The organism is Leptospira inadai serovar Lyme str. 10 (genome assembly GCF_000243675.2).
Taxonomy (GTDB): Bacteria; Spirochaetota; Leptospiria; order Leptospirales; family Leptospiraceae; genus Leptospira_B; species Leptospira_B inadai.
In genome coordinates this window covers 415,683-434,762 of sequence record NZ_AHMM02000025.1, presented here as the reverse complement: position 1 = coordinate 434,762, position 19,080 = coordinate 415,683, and the positions used below count along the sequence as shown (strand labels likewise).

The 19,080-nt window shown below is 43.0% G+C and carries 16 protein-coding genes; 11 read left to right on the top strand and 5 right to left on the bottom strand.

Annotated elements, in window-relative coordinates; translation table 11 throughout:
- Window positions 1–14: 14 nt before the first annotated feature.
- From LEP1GSC047_RS17745 to LEP1GSC047_RS17735, 3 genes are all read left to right on the top strand, one after another.
- Window positions 15–1,226 carry a vitamin K epoxide reductase/DsbA family protein gene (locus tag LEP1GSC047_RS17745; RefSeq protein WP_010416714.1) on the top strand — a complete coding sequence of 404 codons (1,212 nt, stop codon included), beginning with the start codon at window positions 15–17 and terminating at the stop codon, window positions 1,224–1,226.
- A gap of 237 nt (window positions 1,227–1,463) precedes the next feature.
- Window positions 1,464–1,778, top strand: coding sequence for a hypothetical protein (locus LEP1GSC047_RS22265; RefSeq protein ID WP_238325611.1), 315 nt, complete (start codon window positions 1,464–1,466; stop codon window positions 1,776–1,778).
- Between the two features lie 36 nt (window positions 1,779–1,814).
- Window positions 1,815–3,626, top strand: coding sequence for a DUF885 domain-containing protein (locus tag LEP1GSC047_RS17735; protein WP_010416719.1), 1,812 nt, complete (start codon window positions 1,815–1,817; stop codon window positions 3,624–3,626).
- 6 nt (window positions 3,627–3,632) lie between these two features.
- Here the strand turns inward: LEP1GSC047_RS17735 and thiD are convergent, their stop codons facing one another.
- From thiD to LEP1GSC047_RS17720, 3 genes are read right to left on the bottom strand one after another with little or no spacing between them, the layout of a single operon-like run.
- Window positions 3,633–4,460: a bifunctional hydroxymethylpyrimidine kinase/phosphomethylpyrimidine kinase gene (gene thiD / locus LEP1GSC047_RS17730; protein ID WP_010416722.1), complete on the bottom strand. Its 828-nt coding sequence runs from the start codon at window positions 4,458–4,460 to the stop codon at window positions 3,633–3,635.
- The gene (locus tag LEP1GSC047_RS17725) at window positions 4,451–4,804 is read right to left on the bottom strand and encodes an MGMT family protein (protein WP_010416725.1); all 354 of its coding nucleotides are present in this window, start codon (window positions 4,802–4,804) and stop codon (window positions 4,451–4,453) included. The genes thiD and LEP1GSC047_RS17725 overlap by 10 nt, the downstream gene beginning before the upstream one ends.
- 2 nt (window positions 4,805–4,806) lie before the next feature.
- Window positions 4,807–6,627, bottom strand: coding sequence for a GAF domain-containing sensor histidine kinase (locus LEP1GSC047_RS17720; RefSeq protein WP_010416728.1), 1,821 nt, complete (start codon window positions 6,625–6,627; stop codon window positions 4,807–4,809).
- 27 nt (window positions 6,628–6,654) lie between these two features.
- Here LEP1GSC047_RS17720 and rsgA point away from each other — a divergent pair, with 27 nt between their 5' ends.
- The 5 genes from rsgA (at window position 6,655) to LEP1GSC047_RS17695 (ending at window position 15,489) form a co-directional block, all read left to right on the top strand.
- Window positions 6,655–7,623: a ribosome small subunit-dependent GTPase A gene (rsgA, locus tag LEP1GSC047_RS17715; RefSeq protein ID WP_010416733.1), complete on the top strand. Its 969-nt coding sequence runs from the start codon at window positions 6,655–6,657 to the stop codon at window positions 7,621–7,623.
- A complete protein-coding gene (locus LEP1GSC047_RS17710; RefSeq protein WP_010416735.1) occupies window positions 7,607–8,917 on the top strand; it encodes a hypothetical protein in 1,311 nt (436 codons plus the stop codon). Before rsgA ends, LEP1GSC047_RS17710 begins: the two co-directional genes overlap by 17 nt.
- A gap of 205 nt (window positions 8,918–9,122) precedes the next feature.
- Window positions 9,123–10,052 (top strand): FecR family protein, encoded by a 930-nt coding sequence (locus LEP1GSC047_RS17705; RefSeq protein WP_010416737.1) that lies wholly within the window; start codon window positions 9,123–9,125, stop codon window positions 10,050–10,052.
- 227 nt (window positions 10,053–10,279) lie between these two features.
- Window positions 10,280–11,905, top strand: coding sequence for an LIC10124 family lipoprotein (locus LEP1GSC047_RS17700; RefSeq protein WP_010416739.1), 1,626 nt, complete (start codon window positions 10,280–10,282; stop codon window positions 11,903–11,905).
- Window positions 11,902–15,489: a tetratricopeptide repeat protein gene (locus LEP1GSC047_RS17695; RefSeq protein ID WP_010416740.1), complete on the top strand. Its 3,588-nt coding sequence runs from the start codon at window positions 11,902–11,904 to the stop codon at window positions 15,487–15,489. The genes LEP1GSC047_RS17700 and LEP1GSC047_RS17695 overlap by 4 nt, the downstream gene beginning before the upstream one ends.
- A 3-nt stretch (window positions 15,490–15,492) precedes the next feature.
- Here the strand turns inward: LEP1GSC047_RS17695 and trmB are convergent, their stop codons facing one another.
- Window positions 15,493–16,140 (bottom strand): tRNA (guanine(46)-N(7))-methyltransferase TrmB, encoded by a 648-nt coding sequence (trmB, locus tag LEP1GSC047_RS17690; protein ID WP_020989049.1) that lies wholly within the window; start codon window positions 16,138–16,140, stop codon window positions 15,493–15,495.
- 49 nt (window positions 16,141–16,189) lie between these two features.
- Here trmB and LEP1GSC047_RS17685 point away from each other — a divergent pair, with 49 nt between their 5' ends.
- From LEP1GSC047_RS17685 to LEP1GSC047_RS17675, 3 genes are all read left to right on the top strand, one after another.
- Window positions 16,190–17,128 carry an MBL fold metallo-hydrolase gene (locus LEP1GSC047_RS17685; protein WP_010416742.1) on the top strand — a complete coding sequence of 313 codons (939 nt, stop codon included), beginning with the start codon at window positions 16,190–16,192 and terminating at the stop codon, window positions 17,126–17,128.
- A 125-nt stretch (window positions 17,129–17,253) separates the two neighbouring features.
- Window positions 17,254–17,616, top strand: a complete 363-nt coding sequence (locus LEP1GSC047_RS17680; RefSeq protein WP_010416743.1) for a PilZ domain-containing protein — start codon at window positions 17,254–17,256, stop codon at window positions 17,614–17,616.
- A 73-nt stretch (window positions 17,617–17,689) separates the two neighbouring features.
- Entirely contained in the window at window positions 17,690–18,391 is a 702-nt protein-coding gene (locus LEP1GSC047_RS17675) for a hypothetical protein (protein ID WP_010416744.1), read from the top strand.
- 12 nt (window positions 18,392–18,403) lie between these two features.
- Here the strand turns inward: LEP1GSC047_RS17675 and yihA are convergent, their stop codons facing one another.
- Window positions 18,404–19,078 carry a ribosome biogenesis GTP-binding protein YihA/YsxC gene (gene yihA / locus LEP1GSC047_RS17670; protein WP_010416745.1) on the bottom strand — a complete coding sequence of 225 codons (675 nt, stop codon included), beginning with the start codon at window positions 19,076–19,078 and terminating at the stop codon, window positions 18,404–18,406.
- Window positions 19,079–19,080 lie beyond the last annotated feature (2 nt).

Genomic DNA, 19,080 nt, shown 5'->3' with positions numbered 1-19,080 from the left:
ACGGGAGACACCGGATGAAAAAAATTCAATTGAATTACGTTCTAGCTGGGATCGCAGCGATCGGACTTATTATTTCTTTCCTCTTGATTCAAAAATACTTCGGGGGAGGTGACGGGGCGGCAAAAGCTTTATGCGACGCATTAAGCGAAAGCGGTTCTTGCGATAAGGTTTCCGAAAGCAGTTTTTCAGCAATTCGTAATATTCCTTTTTTCGGAGATGTTCCGATTGCATTGTTCGGTTTTACTTTTTATGGGTTTGTCGGATTTCTTTTCGTTTGGGCGGAACGATACAAAGAAAAGGAAATCGGTTATATCCGCTTGGCGTTTTACCTTTTAATCTTAGGCTTGATCGTCGACATAGGTTTATTTCTCGTATCTTCTCTGGTTATCGAAGCGATTTGCGGACTCTGCGTTGCTACCTACCTCGTTACCCTAACTCTTTTAGCTATCACGTACGTTAAATTTAAGGCAATCCAAGAGAAGTCGATAACGAAAGTATTTCCGGTAATAACCCAGGATATATTGAACTTTTCGATCGCTCTTTTGATATTCCTGTTAGTCGGACAAGTTTTCGGAAAAATTTCCGGACCTTCTCTAACCGCGGGAGAACATTCCGGTGCATCTCAGATCTCGCGCTCGTTGGCCGAGTACGAGGCGGCTCCGGTTATTCCGATCGATATTACCGGATCCTCGTTTCAAGGAGATACAAATGCTCCGATAACGATCGTTAAGTTCGCCGATTTTAATTGCGGGCACTGCATGCACACATCTCATATTCTTAAAGGAATTTTGAGGGACTACGACGGTATCGTAAAAGTAGTATATAAAAACTTCCCTTTAGATGGAAATTGCAATCGTCTCGTACAGAGGTCGTCGCCTCAAGCAAGTTCTTGCGTCGCAGCTTCTGCAGCGATTTGCGCCGATAAGCAACATAAATTTACGGCCATTTACAACGGTTTGTACACGGATAACGAGCTTGGCGTAATGCATACTCCTGCCTCAGTTTTAAAGTTAGCGGAATCGAACGGGCTTGATATGAATTCGTTTCGATCCTGCCTCGCGTCTCCCGCGGTGCGACAACAAATCGCCAAGGAAGTCGACGATGCCGAGAAAATGGATATTCGCAGCACTCCAAGTCTCTTTATCAATAATAAGGCGATCCGTAGCGGGACACCTGACGAGCAGTTTTTAAGGGAACTTATCAATAGCCTGATTAAAAAGGTTTAAGGTATTTTAATGTCGCAGGAAACTGAAGAAGTTAAAAAACAGGTTTCCTGTCGAAACTGCGGTTCCTTAATTCCCGCCGATTCGGACAAATGCGTGTTTTGCGCAGCGTATCAAGTGGCCGGAAGAGTTCCCATAATAAAGTTCTTCTCTGAAAGCCGTTTTTTTCGAAGAGTCATTTTGTATCCTTTTTCTCTTCTATTTGCGATCGGAATTCCGATATTCTATTTTTCTAGGAGTATGAATTTTCCGGATAAGACTTGGGTCTTGGTGTTTTCTTTCTTCTGGGCTCTATTCTGTCTTTTCGGATATATTTCGGAATGGATATTTATGCATAAGGCTAGAGGAGAGGCCAAAGATTTTAGACAGGGATTTTTCGAATGGCAGAAAAAGTTGTTCGATCGTTCTCCATCCTTATCATATGGCGGAATGTTCTTATTCGTTTGCGTACCGCTTATCGATTGGGTAAACCCGATTCCGTTTTCTCTGACATCATCGGCAATTTGGACAGTACTTTTAATTTTCCTAATAAAGATTCTCTTTCCTTTATTTTAATATACCTCGATCCATTTTCCATCCGGAGATTTTTCAATGAAAAAGATAGTAAGTCTTATCCTTTTGTCGGTTGCGGCGATCCTTTCCTTATTCGGCGGTTTGGTCTGGCATACGGCAAATTACAGACCTTTAACGCTATATTTGTTTTATGAAAAAATTTTCTGGGAGAACGTTTTAGACGATCCTGAGACTCTCTCTTCGATAAGAATACTCGACCGTTGGGGAATACGCGGCCATAATTCCGAATGGACTGACTCGTCTCCGGAACGCGAACTTGAAATTGCCGATCGAAAAAAGAGGCAACTTGAAATCTTAAGAAGCTATGATTCTAGAGAACTAAAGGGCGAAGATAAGGCGTACTACCGTGCCTTGGAATGGGGACTGGAATTGGCGGCAAAGGGCGAAGCGTTCGTTTATTATGATTATCCTGTAAATCAACTCTTCGGACTGCAAAACCAGATCCCCAGCTTTTTAGCGACGGTCCACGGTATTGAGGATGAGAATGATGTCGAGGCATATATCGCTAGGTTACGGAAGATACCGAATAAAATCGATCAGAGTCTACGTGGATTAAGACTACGGCAGTCGAAAGGAATTATACCTCCTATTTTTATATTGGATAAGGTACTGGATGAAATCAAGGGATTTCGAAGATCGGCACCTCGCACGAATATTCTTTATGTGAGCCTCGAAAAGAAATTAACAAAGATAGAAGGACTGAAAAGTAGAAAAAATGAATATTTAGAAAAAGTCGAAAACGAAATTCGACAATCGGTGTACCCCTCATACGAGAAGCTGGAAGAATTTCTTTCTCAGCAAAAGAAGGCGACCGATCATAAAGCCGGAGTCTGGAAATTACCCGACGGCGACGACTATTATGCTCAAGTTTTAAAGTTTCATACCACTACCTCACTGTCTCCGGAAGAAATACATTCGATCGGAATTTCGGAAGTAAAGAGAATCCAGGCTGAAATGAAGGATATTTTAAAATCGATAGGCCTTACTAACCGTGAAATTCCGGTCGCTCTAAAAGAGTTACGATCTCGTCCTGAGTTTTTATTTCCATCTTCCGATCAAGGGCGCGATGAGGCCTTGTCCGCCTATCGGGAGATCTTGCAGGATTCTATCTTAAAATCTAAACCTCTCTTTCCGATTTGGCCTAAGGCGAATATAGAGGTGCAAAGAATACCCGCATTTAAGGAAGCGGGAGCACCAGGCGCTTATTACGAAGAACCGAGCTGGGACGGGAAAAGGCCCGGAGTTTTTTACGCTAACCTACGGGATTTAAAGGAAGTTCCTAAATTCGGAATGAGAACGCTTACCTATCATGAAACGATTCCCGGTCATCATTTACAAATCGCTTGGGCCCAAGAGTTAACGAATGCTCCGAGAATTTTAAGAATGACTCATTACACGGCCTTTGTGGAAGGCTGGGCGTTATATGCCGAGCGATTGGCGAAAGACTATGCGTTCTTTTCCGATCCTTATTCGGATTTGGGACGTTTACAAGCCGAGCTTTTTAGGGCAGTCAGGCTAGTCGTCGATACCGGAATTCATCGAAAGCGTTGGTCTCGGGAGCAAGCGATAGAGTACATGAGTAAAAATACCGGGATGCCACCAAAGGATGTAACTGCCGAAATAGAGAGATACATCGTATATCCCGGCCAAGCTTGCGCGTATAAGATCGGAATGTTATCTTTCCTGCGCCTACGAGAGGATTGGAAAACTGCGAAAGGTGATGCTTTTGACATCAAGGACTTTCACGGATTTGCACTGGGCGCCGGTTCTTTGCCGATGGAAATTTTAGAGGAACGATCGAAGGAAACTCTACTATCCTCTAAGAATTAAAATTATTTAATATATTTTAGGATTATGATTTAAGGTTTTAGATCTCCCGATCGAATATGCCTGTTCGATTGCCGCATGAAGAAACTCCTTGGCGAGCGAGATCGCTTCCGATAGAGAGTGACCTTTTGCCCAGTAGGAAGCGATTGCCGATGAATACGTGCATCCGGTTCCATGAGGGTAAAAATTCGGAACAAACGGTTTGGAATAGAAGGTCGTATCTCCGTTCGGGACGGATAAAACGTCCGCGGCTTCGTTTACGTTTCTCAGATGTCCGCCCTTCAGAAGTACGTTTAATCCGTACTTCCGAGAAAGAGATTCGGCGGCCGGTTGCATCTCGGATAATGAAGAGACTCTATCGATTCCAAGTAAATTCGCTTCGTCTAGATTCGGAGTGATCAAATCTGCCAATGGAATTAATTCTTGAATCAAGGATTCGATTGCATTGTCTTGCAGTAATTTCGCTCCACTGGTTGCCACCATTACGGGATCCACAACTAACCGAAACGAGTTGCCTGAGTCTTTAAACTCACGGATCAACGCGGAAAGTTTTGAAATTATCGGTTGAGAAAAAAGCATTCCGGTTTTTATGGCTGCGACCGGAAAGTAGGAAAATATAGCGCGAATTTGCTTCTCCAGAAAATCAGGATCCACTTCGAGTATTCCCGAGACTCCGTCGGGATTTTGTGCAGTTAGACAAGTCAATGCGGAAGTTCCGAAATTCCCGATCGCGTTTATCGTTTTTAAGTCGGCCTGGATTCCGGCGCCGCCTCCGGAATCGGAACCCGCAACAGTGAGTATCACAGGTCTATCGGATGACATCGATTTTAAGGCCATCCAAATTTCCTAAAGTCTGTCCTATCATTCTGATCGAACTCGATTCCCTCCGATTGTAAAATCTTCCTCTGTAAAATGGCTCGATGAGAGTCGCCGCGGAAGGAGATTTTTCCTTGGCTATTGATGACTCTTTGCCAAGGGATTTTTTGCTCTCGGTCTTTCGGGATGGCATTTAACGCGTAGCCTACTGCCCTAGCTGCTCTCGGTTTTCCTAGTAAGACAGCGATCCTTCCGTAACTGGTAATTCTGCCCCGAGGAACCCTCTTCGTAATTTTATAAACTTCTTCGTAAAAACTAGGTTTCTTAATTATAATTTTATTCTTAGATTGCGGGAGTTTTTTCATAATTACGATTTATCAACCGAAGCAGACTCGATTGCCGACGGTTCGGGTGGGCGTAAAGGAAGCTCCACTTTAAAAACCGTCTTTCCCGGCCTGGATTCGAAGCTTATATTTCCCTTATGCTTTTCGATGATTCCTTTCACGATACCAAGTCCTAAGCCGGATCCTTCACCTTGATCTTTAGTAGTAAAGAACGGATCCCAAATTCTATCTTTGATCGACGGTAGAATTCCGGGGCCGTCGTCTTGAATTTCCACGATGACTTTCTCTTCTCCCGAATAGACGGATACCTCTATAATTCCTTGTCCCCTGATGGCTTGATTAGCGTTCTGAATCAAATTCGTCCAAACCTGATTTAGCTCATCCGGATTGCATACCACCTTAGGAATGGGAGAAAAATTCTTTCGAACCTCGACTCCGTACTTCAATTGATTGTGCATGATGACTAAGGTATTTTCGATACCTTCGATGATATCGGCGTTTGTAAAAGATTTGCTTTGGTCCAAGTGAGAATAGTATTTCAATGCTTTTACGATTCGAACGATATTTCGAATGGAATATCGAATATTCTTAATATTCTTGCTCGTATTCGAAGCGTTCTTAAGCATATAATAACCTTTGTTTTCGCCATGGAGAATGACTTCGAATATATACTTACGAATTTCCAACGCATCGTTTTCGATGATGAAGGAAGAAACGTCGCTGGCTAGTCCCGAGTCCACTCCGAGTTCGATCAATTCATCACGAACTTCCTTCTTAATTCGAAATTTATCTTTCGACTCCATCGGTTCGGATTTCTTCCGATCGCGCAAAATATAAAGTAAGGCGATTTCAAACGACTTTCGAAGCTTTCTATTACGGGCAAATCGAACCACGTCGAAGACGTTTTTTACGATGTAGTTCATATTCGATTCCAAATTATCGGCCGAACCGTTGATCACTCCTGCCGGCGTGTTTATTTCATGCGCGATTCCGGCCACCATAGTTCCTAAGGAAGCCATTTTTTCGGACATGACTAATTGCGATTGCGCGTTTTCAAGTTCTCTGGTTCGATTGCGCACTTTTTCTTCAAGAGTTTCGGTTAATTCGATGAGTCGTTCGTAAAAAATTGAATTGGATAGCGACATGACGGAAACCGATCGTACTTCGTTAAGTTTTTCCATCTCTTCGTCGGCATATTCCCCGCCATCCTTTCGCTCGCCCAATACTAGCATGCCCAATAAACTTCTGTTTAAAATGAGCGGCACTAAAAGTTCCGATTTTGTTCTTTCCGCAAACGATAAGGCATGCTCTTTAATTTGCGAATAAATCGGGTTTGTTCGAAATTCGGAAACATGAAAGATTCGATCGTGTTCCGTTACCCAGAGTAAAAACGGATCAAAGATATAAAAATGTTCGGAGGTTCCTTCTTGGGGAAAGGGCGAAAACGTTCCCAAATCCTCCCTCCAAAGGTAGATTTTTGCCGTCGTAGGAGGCACAATATTCGGAAGGAATTTTAGTATCTTTTCGCAGACCGAATCGGTGATATTCGTAGCGATCAAGTCGCTCTTAAATCTATCTAGTAATGATAAATATTTAAGATACTGGCGGTCTCTTACGGTAAATCGATCAATGGCGCGAGAAAAGTTACGGTCTCCCGTTAAACGAGATAGACCCATATATGCAATTATTGCGATAATAGTAGAAGCGGGAAGACTTATCAAAAGAATCTCCACCTGCTTCGGGTCTAGGGAGGTAAAGTTGAAAACAAGGATTACCGCAGTTTGTAATATAGTAATGGCCAAGACCAGGCCGAGGATAGGTCCGAATTTACGTATGATTTTCATCAATGACCTGAAAAACTTGGCTTTACAATGATTACGCCCACCGAACGAGTAAAGGAGTTTTTTACTATTGCGACGGTCTTCGGGGCCTTCTATGATCTATATTCTCCCAAGAGAGGACGTCTTCGAGCCGTTCTTCGAGGCAAACTTCGAACGATTATTTCTAAAGAACGCCACCCGTTCGTGGTCGGTGATCTTGTTTTAGCGGAGGAATCTGGGGGTGAATGGGCGATTTTTGAAAAACGACCTCGCAAAAACGAACTTTTACGAAAAAGTAAACAGGGCGATGCGCAAGTACTTTGCGCCAATGTGGATCAAGTTGCGATCCTTGCATCTTTACGGGATCCTGAAACAAAGGACGGTTTTTTGGACCGGTGTCTAGCTGCGGTTACTTCTGCCGGAATTCATCCCGTCATTCTCTTCACAAAAAAAGACCTCGTGGACCGAAAGCTGTTAACCGATCGATTGACATCTTATGCAAACTTAGGTTATGAAGTTTTGGCGGTATCTTGCAAAACCGGGGAAGGAATTTCCGAATTAATTTCCAAATTTTCTCGCAAAACTACCTTTTTGGCGGGGAATTCAGGAGTCGGAAAATCAAGCTTAGTAAACGTCTTATCAGAAAAGGAACTGCAAAAAACCTCGGCGGTAAGTATTTCCACTCATAAGGGAAAGCATACGACCACAAATTCCAAGTTTCTAATTTTGGACGATGATATTATCTTGATAGACTCTCCCGGAATTAAGGAATGGGGAATACTCCACCTGACAAGGGGCGAGATTCTAGAAAGTTTTCCTGAAATTGCGAAATTTAAGGAAAACTGCAAGGTCTCGAATTGTTGCCAAGCCGCTCCAGGTTGTAAATTGCTGGAAATTGTAGAGTTAGGCGCGGAGATCAGGGAAGAGAGGAAGAAGAGTCTCGAATCTATGCTTGCCAGCCTGGAAAACCCGTTTAGAATCACACGCAGGGATCACCTTAAAAATGAAAGTCTCTCCTAAATCGATAGAATTTACCTCGGTTGAAGACTTACTCGCATTCGTACGAGATTATAATGCCGGAAATATGTTACGATTCCTGAATCCGATTTCCGACAACAGCGGAAACGTTTTGGTAAAAGAAGAAGTTCAGGTAAAGGAATCCGCTCTAATTCGGTTAAAAGAAATCAAAGGACAGTATACGCCGGAATTTAGAGTGAAGGTAACGAAAGAGCTGATCGGCCAGATTCAGGATAAAATCACCGAAAAGATCGTATTTCAACTCAAGCAAACGGATAAAAAATTTCTTAAGTTTATGTATGAGGAGAATACCTTTAATTATAAAGGAATTATCCGTAATTCGCTTAGCAATAGAAAGCATTTACTTTCGTTAGTGAAAGTATATGAAGAAAGCCCCACCTTCTTTAAACATATTTGTGAATTAGGTTTGCTATCCTTGGGCATCGTTTTGATTCCGGATGCCTTAAAGTATAAAATGCTTAGACGTTATTCTTTTCTCGGCGGAATCTTTATGGATATCGCAAGGGTGAAGAGCGAGCATTGGAATCGTCCCTTCCCCGACGATTCCGAAAAGACGAGGGTCGCTAAACTTTGCGCAAACTTCATGCAAAAGCTGGACTTGCCCGAGTTTGTTTGTTCGGCGGTTTCGAATCATGTTCCTATGGGTTTACAGGATAATAGCGATCCGACTACGTATTCCGGAAAGAAATTGGATAAGGAACAACCGGACGAAACTTTCTTTGCGGATTTGTTATTGGGCGACGGCGAAAGTGATTCGATAAACGACGAAGAAGACGAGGGTCTTCCCGATAAGTCGGAAGATTTTATGCGCGAGCTTCTGACGGATTCATTAAAGATCGCGAGGTATATTCATACTGTCAGTTCATTTACGCTAGATAAGGATTACGTAATGGAAGAACTCGTATATTATCTGGCGTACAATACCACTAGAGGTTATTTTAACGAAGTTCTCGCTAATCCGTTAGTGAACTTATTTAAACAATTCGAAGATAACGTAAAAAGAATGCGTAAACTTGCAGAAATCGAGATGCAATGTCTTCACCCACCGGCGGCTTGGGCTTATCCGAAGCCGACAGCAAGTCAGGTTCTCTGTAAAAATAAGGTCTGGGACTGTCCTAATATCGTACGAGGTTGGGATATACACGTAATTTCTTCCCAGGACGCCTTTGGATGGGTAGGTTCTAGTTTGGCTGCCGACACCTATCCAAAATGCCGTTTGGAAGAAGAAATAGAAGAAATTCCGGAAGTCGAACCGAAGAAACCCCCGAAACCTTGAGTTCCGGGACGTTTTGTCAGAGTAATCGGCATTTCATTACATAAATCGTTTGTTCTTAGAGCTTGTTTCCCTTTTTTTGGAAATTTTTTGCCAAAAAAATACGTAAACCCTTGAGGAAACTATACATTCTTTCGAATCTGGAAAAAAAATCCTTGTTGGATTGTTTTCTCTAGAGCATTCTTTATGCAAAGGCGGGGGACATTATATGTTTCAAACCAAAATTAAATTCATTGCCGTTTCGATCTTTGCGATTTTATTCCTAATCGTTTGCGGCCCTAAGACGGGACAGGACCAAGTAAAGTCCGAAGCTCCGATCGTTCCCGCAAAAATCGTTTGGATCGTCGGTGACGTAAAAATCCAGTCGGCCGCCGGAGAAAAGAAAGCGGAACTCGGTCAGACCGTTTCCGGTGCAGACACTATTTTCACCGGTGCCAATGGTAGCGTGGAGATCATCGTCGCTGATAGCGGAATCATTAAGGTTTCCAAAAATAGCGAACTTTCCGTAGCGACAATCGTTTCGGACAGCGGATCGGAAATTAAAGTAAACGTAAACTACGGCAAAATCGTAACTATGGTTCGTAAAGAACAGAAAAATTCCGATTTCAAAGTCGTTACACCGACCGCTCTGGCAGGCGTTCGCGGAACGACCTTCTTAACTTCGGTTGAGAATCCATCCGGAAATAAAGCGAGCTGCGCTCAATCAGGTTGCGATGTTAGATTCGCGGTGTTGGAAGGATCGGTTGCCGTTACGAAAGTCGGCGAAGAGTCTGAAGTGATTCTGGATCGTAACCGCGAGCTGACTTTGAAAAAGAATCAAAAGCTAACGGATAAATTGATTCTATCGCTTCGTTCCGAATCCCTCAAAGAAATGAAAGGTCTGATCGTTCTGAAGAAGAACGACGTACTAGAATATAATCGCCTTGCCGAAGAGCTAAAAGCATCCAGCGAAGAATTGAGAATTTTAAGCCAAGCTTCCACAGTGGAAGATGCAAAAGTTCAATTGCAGAAACGTGAAGTCGCTAGAAATAACGCGGATGAGGTGACTCAAACTGCTAGAGCTGTTAACGAAAATAAATATGTTCAGCAGGATATGCAGAAAGAAAGACTTAAATTGAACCCTAAAGAGACTTTCTAAAAAGAGTCGATAAAGGAGATCGAATTTAAGGAGCCGATCTTAGGCTTACTATCCCCCACCCCCGCCTTTTCTATTCGAGGCGGGGGCTATTTGTCCGAAGATGACCGAGCGTTTGTCTTGGATCGAATCCCGACCATAGTCTTTGGTTACAAACCAGGTTCATTTCTTAAACGGTTTACTATTAGAAAAGGTTTGCTAAAACAGAGCGAAGGAAATTTTTTTACAGCATGGGAACCTTTTATTCTCGCAAATATTCGCTCTTATCCCTGCTACAAATCCTGCTGATTGGAGCCTGTTCGACCGTCCAGAAATTGGACGAAACACCGCAGGTAATCCAAGAACCGTACTACAAAGCCGTCGGAGAAACTCAACTTAGCTTTCAATTTAGAGATTCCGACACCGATTATAAAGTTAGGAAAATAGGACACGAAAAACCGATTCTCGCTTTTTCACCAATCGCCTATCCCCAATCCATAGATAAGAAATTGGCCTCTTATTTCGAACAGGAGCTCGGACTTCTTTGGAAAAATGCCGAACTGATAAACGCTAAATTTCCTGCCGGTGCTTGGGAAAATTCTCAAACCTTGCTTGTTGCTGCAAAGAAGTCCGAGGTGGACGCATTTGTACGAGGAAGTGTTTCCGAAACCGATTCCGGCTGGCTGTTCAAGTTTACGATCGTTGATCCGATTAACGATTATAAATTCGGCGAGTTTGAAGCGTCCTTCAAGCGGCCCGGAAGTACTAGCGATGAAGTCGGAACTTGGAGCCAAGTCTTTTTTTGGAAGACAGGAGATAGAATTATATCCCTAGATCCGCGTAAGGCAACCGTTCCGGTTTGGGATAAAAAACCCGACCCTTCGATTATAAAAGAATTAGCATATTCATCTGTGAAAGGGAAGATCAGTATTCAAGCTTCTTCCGGAGACACGGAAGTTCACAATAAAGGAATTTTACTCGGAAAAACTCCTTTGCTCGATATTTCCCTGCCCGAGGGAGTTCAAGAAATCCAGCTTAGTCTCAAAGGCAAAAAACCGATCTCTAAGACGATCGTGGTTCGAGCAGGAAAGAAATCGTTTCTATTTCAGGAATGGGAAGAGGACAAAACGCTTGGCTCCGCAAAAATCGTCAGCGTTCCTTCCGGCCTTTCGGTTTCGGTAGACGGGTTTAAGCAAGGTGAAACCCCTTTCTTCCGCAGCGGTTTGAATCCGGGTGGATATCAAATCGAACTTATCAAAGAAAATCCGGAAGGATCGCTAGTATATTATGAAGGAACGCTTGAGGTAAAATCCGATAAAGTCTCGGAACTTGCTTTTCCTTATTCTGCGAGTGGTTTGTTAAACGAAACGGAATTTTGGAAATCCTCAGGGGAGACAGGATTCAACCCTTTCGGAGCTCTTGGTCTGGAGTTTCATAAAAGCAAAGATCTTTCTCCCGGTTGGAACGGTGTTTATTCTCTACCGATTCCTTCGGACGAATTGGAAATAACGGGTTACTTCTTACTTCCGGTCGATCATAAAGTCGGTTCCGTCGCCGTCACGATTCACACACCGGGCTTAAATCTCGGATTGAATGCGGGACCGGATAAAGTCTCCGTTTTTAATTTCCCTTCCGACGGAAAGACGATCGCTACATACAAGTATTTGAAATTAGAGAATGACATCGGCAGAAAATTCTCCTTCCGTACCAATGCCAAGGAAAAGAAGATTTTCTTGTACCTTGGAAACGATCTCGTTTGGGAAGGCCAGGTCTCTTTTCAGGGATTTTGGACGATTTCCGTTTTGACAAGAGGCGAAGATTTCCGTGAAAGAGTGCCGTTGAAAGATTTGAAAATTCAATATAGGGGCTACAAATGAAACTCTCTCCGGTTCTTAGCAAAAACCTTTTATTTATATTTTTAGCTCTGTCCTTTACTGCCGCCTGCGCCTCCCGCGATTTCAGAAAATCGACGTCGCAAGATGCGGTTCTTGAGAAAGATCTATTCACGCGCCAAAATATAAAACGTGCGTCTAAACTGATCAACGAGGGAAATGCCGCCTTTCAAAAAGCGAAATTTGACGTTTCATTGGAAAAAGGAAATCAATCGATCGCGATTTATCCTATGGCAGAAGGGTACTATCTCGTAGGATCTTCCGAATACAAATTGGGAAAATCGGAAGATGCTTTAAGGTCTTTAAAAAAAGGAACCGAACTAGATCCCGAAAATGAGCAGATACTCTTAACTTTAGGAATTCTTTATACAGCTCAAGGTTCCAATAATGAAGCCGTGGATGTTTACTCGAGGCTTGAAAAACTTCCGAAAATAGATGCGGCGTCTTATACCTTTAAAAAAGCCGTTTTACTGAAGACGATCGGTAGATATGAAGATGCCTATGCGGCGTTAAAAACCATACCGGAAGATAAGTTTAAATTTAAAGCTCAACTTTATATGCAACTAGGCGATACTGCGGTTCAGCTAAAGGAATATGACGAAGCGGAAAAATATTTTGAAAAGGCTCGAGCCACGGATCCGGAACTCGCGTCGGCAAAACAATCCGCTTCTGCGACTCGTGTCGCGTCGATGCTCGAAAAAGGGAATTCGGCATTGAAGAGTAAGAATTATAGGGAGGCAATCGCTCATTTTACTTCGGCGACTCAAACGGATCCGAAAAATGCGTCTCCATTAGTTTTCCTAGGCAATGCGAAAATACTGGCCGGCGACTTAGACGGTGCAGTAAAGGCTTTCGAATCCTCATTGAGGCTTAAGGCGGATTACTGGGAGGCCTATTCCGGCCTCGCGGCAGCTTATAACAAATCGGGAAACTATCCGAAGGCAATTTCCACTCTCGAAAAGGCGATCCCATTTTTTCCGAAGAATCCGGCGGTTTATAATCAAATAGGATTAAATCAAAAGGCTCTGGGAGAAAAAGCGCGTGCGATGGTCTCCTTTACAAGGGCAAGAGAATTGGATCCTTCCTATAAGGAGCCGGTTCTAAATTTAGTCTATCTACTAACCTCGGAAAACCGATTTAAGACGGCAAGAAACGAACTAGATACTCTGAAATCCGATGAGGAAGTCAAAAGAGTAAGATCGTTTTTGGAGGTAGCGGAACTTATTTATGAAGGCGACCAACGCCTGAGAAAGGGCGATGCAAAATCCGCCAGAAACTACTATGATCAAGCCAAAGTAAAAGATCCTAACGATCCGAATGTCTATACTGCTTTCGGTAGATCGTACCAAATTTCAGGGGATCAAAAACTTTCGGAGCAGAATTTCCAAAAAGCATTAACCTTGCAGAAAGGAAATCTACCGGCTCTACAAGGATTGATTCGCCTCTATTCTTCTCAGAAAAATCAATCTAAAGTTGCACAATATACGAAAGAGTTAGAGGCCCTTACCGGAAACGATCCCACTTCCGGAATCGTTTTAGCACGTACATACGAGGATAAGAAGGAATTTGAAAAAGCGGAAGGCGTGTACAAAAATCTTCTGAAAAAATTTCCCTCTAACGATGCGGTTCAATTTAGACTCGCTCATCTTTATTATAAAATTTCCCTCGAAGAAAACGAAAAAGCGAATTACGACTCTGCATCCAATTGGTTGGCCAAAGCCGAGAAACTCGTCAAAGATCTACCGGAACTGGCAGAGGCAAGGCAAACGATAGAACAAAACAGAAGATTTGCGGAGGTCATACCGAGCATCAGAAAAGCAAATCGCTTTTTCGATCTCAAATCCTACGATAAGGCCCTGCCTCTCTATCAAACCGCCTACGATAAGACCAAGAAACTTACACTCTATATCAAGATTGCCGAATGTCATTTGGCGATGGGCAATGAGGAAAAAGGAATCTATCTCTTGGAAAACTCTCCGGAAGGTTCTAAAAATCTGGCTTCGCAAGAGGCAATCAATGCTTTTCTTTTGAGAAAAGGCGAAATAGATAAGGCTGAGAAAGGTTTTAGAAAAATTCTAGAAAAAAAACCGGATTCTTACTATAGTCAATACCAGCTAGGAATCGTATACCTTCAGCGCCAAAAGTACGATTCTGCGATCGAATCGTTTAATAGGGCTTGGTTACTGAATCCTGAATTTTCCGCCGCCAAGATCGGAAAGGGGATCGCGTACTACAATGGGGGAAGAGCAAAGGAAGCCAGAGAAGAATTTGAAAGCGCAATGAAATCGGATTCCGATAACGAGCTTGCTCCCTATAATATCGGAATCGTACTTTTTAACGATAATCTTTTGGATCAAGCCGCGAATATTTTTAAGGATATTATTAAGAAGAATCCGGATTTTCCGGATGCATATTACCAGCTTTCTTATATCTATTTCAAACACGGTGATTTGGAGAGTGCCGACGCGGAAATAGTGAAGGCGTTAGATTTGGAGAGAGATGAAAAATTCATCCATGCAAGAATTCGAATATTATCCGAACTAAAGCAAAGGAATCCGGGAAAGTCGGAATACGGGAAAATCGCATTGGAATTAGGGCGAGAGCTGGCCGAAAAATTTCCGAATTCGCCCTATTCTTCCCACGCTGAGCGCCTAGTTTTAACCGACGATGATACTCCGGTCATCATTCAACCGTTTCCGAATCGTGGAGCCTTAGTCGGAGTTCCACTAGTGATAAATGATGTCCTGATTATGAATTACGGAACATCTTTGGAGGCTTTGGATAAAAATAGAGCGATTCGAATTTGGCGGATTGCGACGGCAAAACCTTATAAATCCGTCATTGCCGACAAAAGGGTTTATGCGTTTACGGATAAAACTTTGGAGATTCGCGATCAAAATTCCGGATCACTTTTTAACTCTCTCCCTTTGGCGGGAAATTTTCGGAAGGCGCAGATTTCGGGAGATCGAATTATTATAGAAACCGAATCATCAGGCAAGCGGATCTTAACGAGCTATAACGATGCCTTCGAAGATCGTCAAACGTTATCCTTAGACGCCAAGGCTTGGACCGTGTCAAGAAACGGCAAGGTACTCATGCAAACCGTATCCGGTAAGGAGAATAAAATAGCTATCATAGATGCCACCCTTTCCGATTCGCCTCGGGTAGCTTGGACGGGAAAAACTACAGTCGAACCTAAATTACTCGGTTCTTCCGACGATGGCGCTTTCTATCGAATAGACGATCAGATCCTATACGTCTCAGGGAAAGGGAAAGTATCGAAATCGGATGCAAAAGAACCGTCTCTTTCCCTCTTTAGCGTTCGGGGTAACGCACTCTGGTACGCCGGAAAAGAAAGTTTATTTCGTCTAGAAGCCGGTACTTCTTCACCACAGAATATTAAAATACAAGCAAAGCCTGTGGAAGGTTTACTGCCGGGAAAGGCCGGCGATTGCATCCTATTGTATGCGGGCAATACGGCTGTCCGGTATAATAATAAAGGAGAAAGTATTTGGACCTATTCGATTACTCAAGATAAGGATAGTGTTTATTCCCTTTTGTACAGGTAAGAACTAAATACGTTCACGGTCTAGGTAATAGATTCGTGATCCTTCCTCTCTTTTTGTTTTTTCAAAATATGAAATAGGAAACTCGGATCGGGATAAGGAATATTCCGGGCCGAGTGCTCTAAATCTGGAATCATTTCGAAATAAACCGATCGACTTCCTGGCGTAAGGACCATAGTCCGTTGCAAAATGAAATTTTCCGTTGGAAGGAAGCAGTTTATACAGCGAATCTAGAAATCGAGGATTTAAAGTTCGATGTTTATGATGGCGCTTTTTAGGCCACGGATCAGGAAAATTCAGCAAAATTTCATCAAAGCAACCTTCTTCAAAGATGTCTTCGAGAAACCAGTTAAAATTTACCGATAATATCCGAATATTATCGAGTTTGAACTTTGAGGCGTTTCGAATCGTTTTACGGATACGATCCAATTTTTTTTCCATTAAAACAAATCCGGTATTGGGATTGGCCTTCGCTAATTCTATTGCGACTTCTCCCCAACCGGAACCCAACTCTAGGTAATATGTCCCGAAGGTATTCGGAAACAGTTCGGATTTTTTTAATTTACTTTCGGAATGAATTCGTAGGAAATAATCGGATTCGAACGGGATTCCGCCGGCAATGCTCCAAAGTTTTTTGCGAAAATCCACCGTCATTGCATTCATCCCGAGAATACCAAATCTTTCGATTGTCTAAAATAATACAGTGAAAATAAAACTTTATGGTGTCCGGGGCTCTCTTCCCACTCCTCTCGCCGCTTCCGATTATACAAGTAAGCTGGAGAAAATCCTCGAAAAAGCATATCAGGAATTTTCCGAAAAAGACCGGAACTTTTCGGTTTCGGAATTTATCGGGCGACTCGATCGTCTTTTGGCGCGGCCGATAGGCGGAAACACTACATGCATTTACGTTGAATCTTCGACCGGAGAACGGCTTATTATCGATTGCGGTTCCGGGATGAGACAATTAGGAAACGACCTCCTGAAAGAGGGCATCGCTAAAGGCGGCAATATTGCCATTTGTCTTACGCATACTCATTGGGATCATATTCAGGGCTGGCCGTTCTTTAAGCCGGCCTACATCCCGTCCGTGAATATAGAGTTTCTTTCAACGATACCCAATTTGAAGGAGCGGCTGGAGCGTCAGCAGCACCCGGAGAATTTTCCGGTGACTTTAGATTCCATGCCTTCCCGAAAGAAGTTTACTCTGCTCGAAAAAAACAAACCCTTCAAAATCGGCGGCTTTACGATTACTCCATTTTTACTTCGGCATCCGGGCAATTGCACAGGCTACCATATCGAAGAAAATGGGAAACGCTTTCTATTTTGTACCGATCTCGAAGTCAGAGAAGAAGATTTGGACGAAATTCAAGAACTTAGAAGAACTTTCGGTAAAATCGACTTGCTCGTGATCGATGCCCAATATAGCAGCGAGGAAGCGACCAGTAAAATCGGTTGGGGTCATACATCCGGAAGGATCGCGGTAAAATGCGGCGAGATATTGGAAGTAGATCGTTTAGTTTTGACTCACCATGAACCGGATCATAGCGACGAGGATGTTCTCAAAATATTTACTTCCGAAAAAGAAGGTAGCGTCCTACAAAATATTATCCTCGCTTACGAATTTGACACGTTCGTTCTATAAAAACCGAATAGATAACCATGTTTGTTTAGGTGTTTTGTTTTTACTCGAAGCAAGATTTTCGTTTTTATCCGAAATTTCGAAATCTCCTTTCTTATTTTTTAGATCAGGTATAAACTTTGTCGGCTATGCAAAGACTAGAGATCGGGGAAAAGACGTCTTCCCAAGGCGAACCCGATGCCTTAGCGGATAAAAGATTTTATATACGATTCCGTAAGGAAAACAAAGTTCGAATTTCGCAGGGGGAAGAGTGGTTGGATGGAGTTCTCATCGACATTTCAATGATGGGAGTTTCTTTGTTTTCGGGTAGGGATTGGCCGATAGGTTCGAGATTAAAAATTATGTCGCAACTTTTCTCCTGCCAACTCGACGCGGAAATTATTCGAAAGGATGAGTTGCGGACCGGAAATCGTTACGCCTTAGTTTTCCACGATTTATCGGATTCGGCGATCATCGAAATTTTAAATAAAATAGCGAAGTTCCGAGAATGATTTTTTCCGATTGTAAGTAAAATTTTTATAAAATTCTAAACTGGTAAGGTTTATCGCCGACATTTAATATAGAATGAACCTTGGAGTTATACATTCGGCTATCCCGGAACGACCGAGAGATACGTCGGTCAAGTATATCGGGCACGGGCAGCTAGAAAGTGCGCCCCAGGCTAGTTCTATCCTTCATGTTATTTCCCATGAATTGGGGCATGTGGCGGAGTTTCGAAACGAAGCGATTCGTGATAGTGCCGAAATCCGTTCCCTAGATGTTTCGATCGAATACGAGATGAGAGATGGCAAGTTGATCGCCGTTGCCGGCGAGACTCGTGCTACTACCGTAAAAAAATCTGACGATCAAAAGCGTACTTCCCCGGAAAGTTTAGAAGAAACCGATAACAGCCAAATCGGAAGCGATGAAAAAAAAATTGGTCCGAAAACCGGAAACGAGAGATCCAACCTGATTTCCGACAAAGAATGGGAAATATTATCTCAATTACGCGAAATAGAATTGGAATTAGACGGTATCGATAAGAACGTTACCGACTCCGATGATACGCAAAATAGCAAAGAAGATGAAGCACGCCGTCACATGGAATTGGTGGAAAAGAAGCGTAAGCTGGAAATGGCCCTGAGCCAAGAAAAACTGAAGGCTCTTTTAAAGGAAACGTTAGATACGATTCAGGAATTGAATGAAAAACAGATCCAATTTGCCGGAAAAGTTTACGGTGCCGGGGGGTTCGAAGTCTCCGGAAACTTTATTGAGGGTCATGCTTAGCGCAAAATTCCTCTATCCTTGCCCCTGGGCTTCGTCGGGAATAGGCTCTTCTTCGATCGGTAAAATGATCGTCTTCATCATAGTCTCTATGATTTTCCTAAGTTCTGGAAGTCCCTTACCGAACTTAGGAGAAACGAGTACGACTTCAAGCATCGGGTAAAGTCCTTGGATCGCCTTCATTTTCTTTCTCAGTTTGGAAAGATCGGATTGGTTTAGTTTGTCCACTTTTGTTCGAATTAAGACGGGCTTCATGCCCCGCTCGAAACATGTTCCAATCAGCTCTAACTCTTCTTCCGGTAGTTCTCTTTGGGCATCCGAAAGTAAAAAAAGACATTTAAGGTCTCTCGCAGTATTCAAATAGTTCATGAGCAAATTCATCATTTGCTCATGATCCTTATGCGAATTGGCCGAGTAACCGAATCCGGGGGTATCGACTAAATACAAAGATTTTGATACGAGAAAGAAGTTAAGAAGTTTGGTTTTACCCGGCGAGGCGGAAACTTTGGCCAAGGACTTTCGCTCAACAATGGCGTTTAACAGTCTTGATTTCCCGGAATTCGATCGACCCGCAAACGCAATATGCGGAATGCCCCGAGACGGAACTTTGGAGGCATCGGCATAGGAGGAGTAGAATCTTACCTCCCGGAAGAATGGATCGGGTTTCGTTTCTTGAACCTCTTCCGACATAC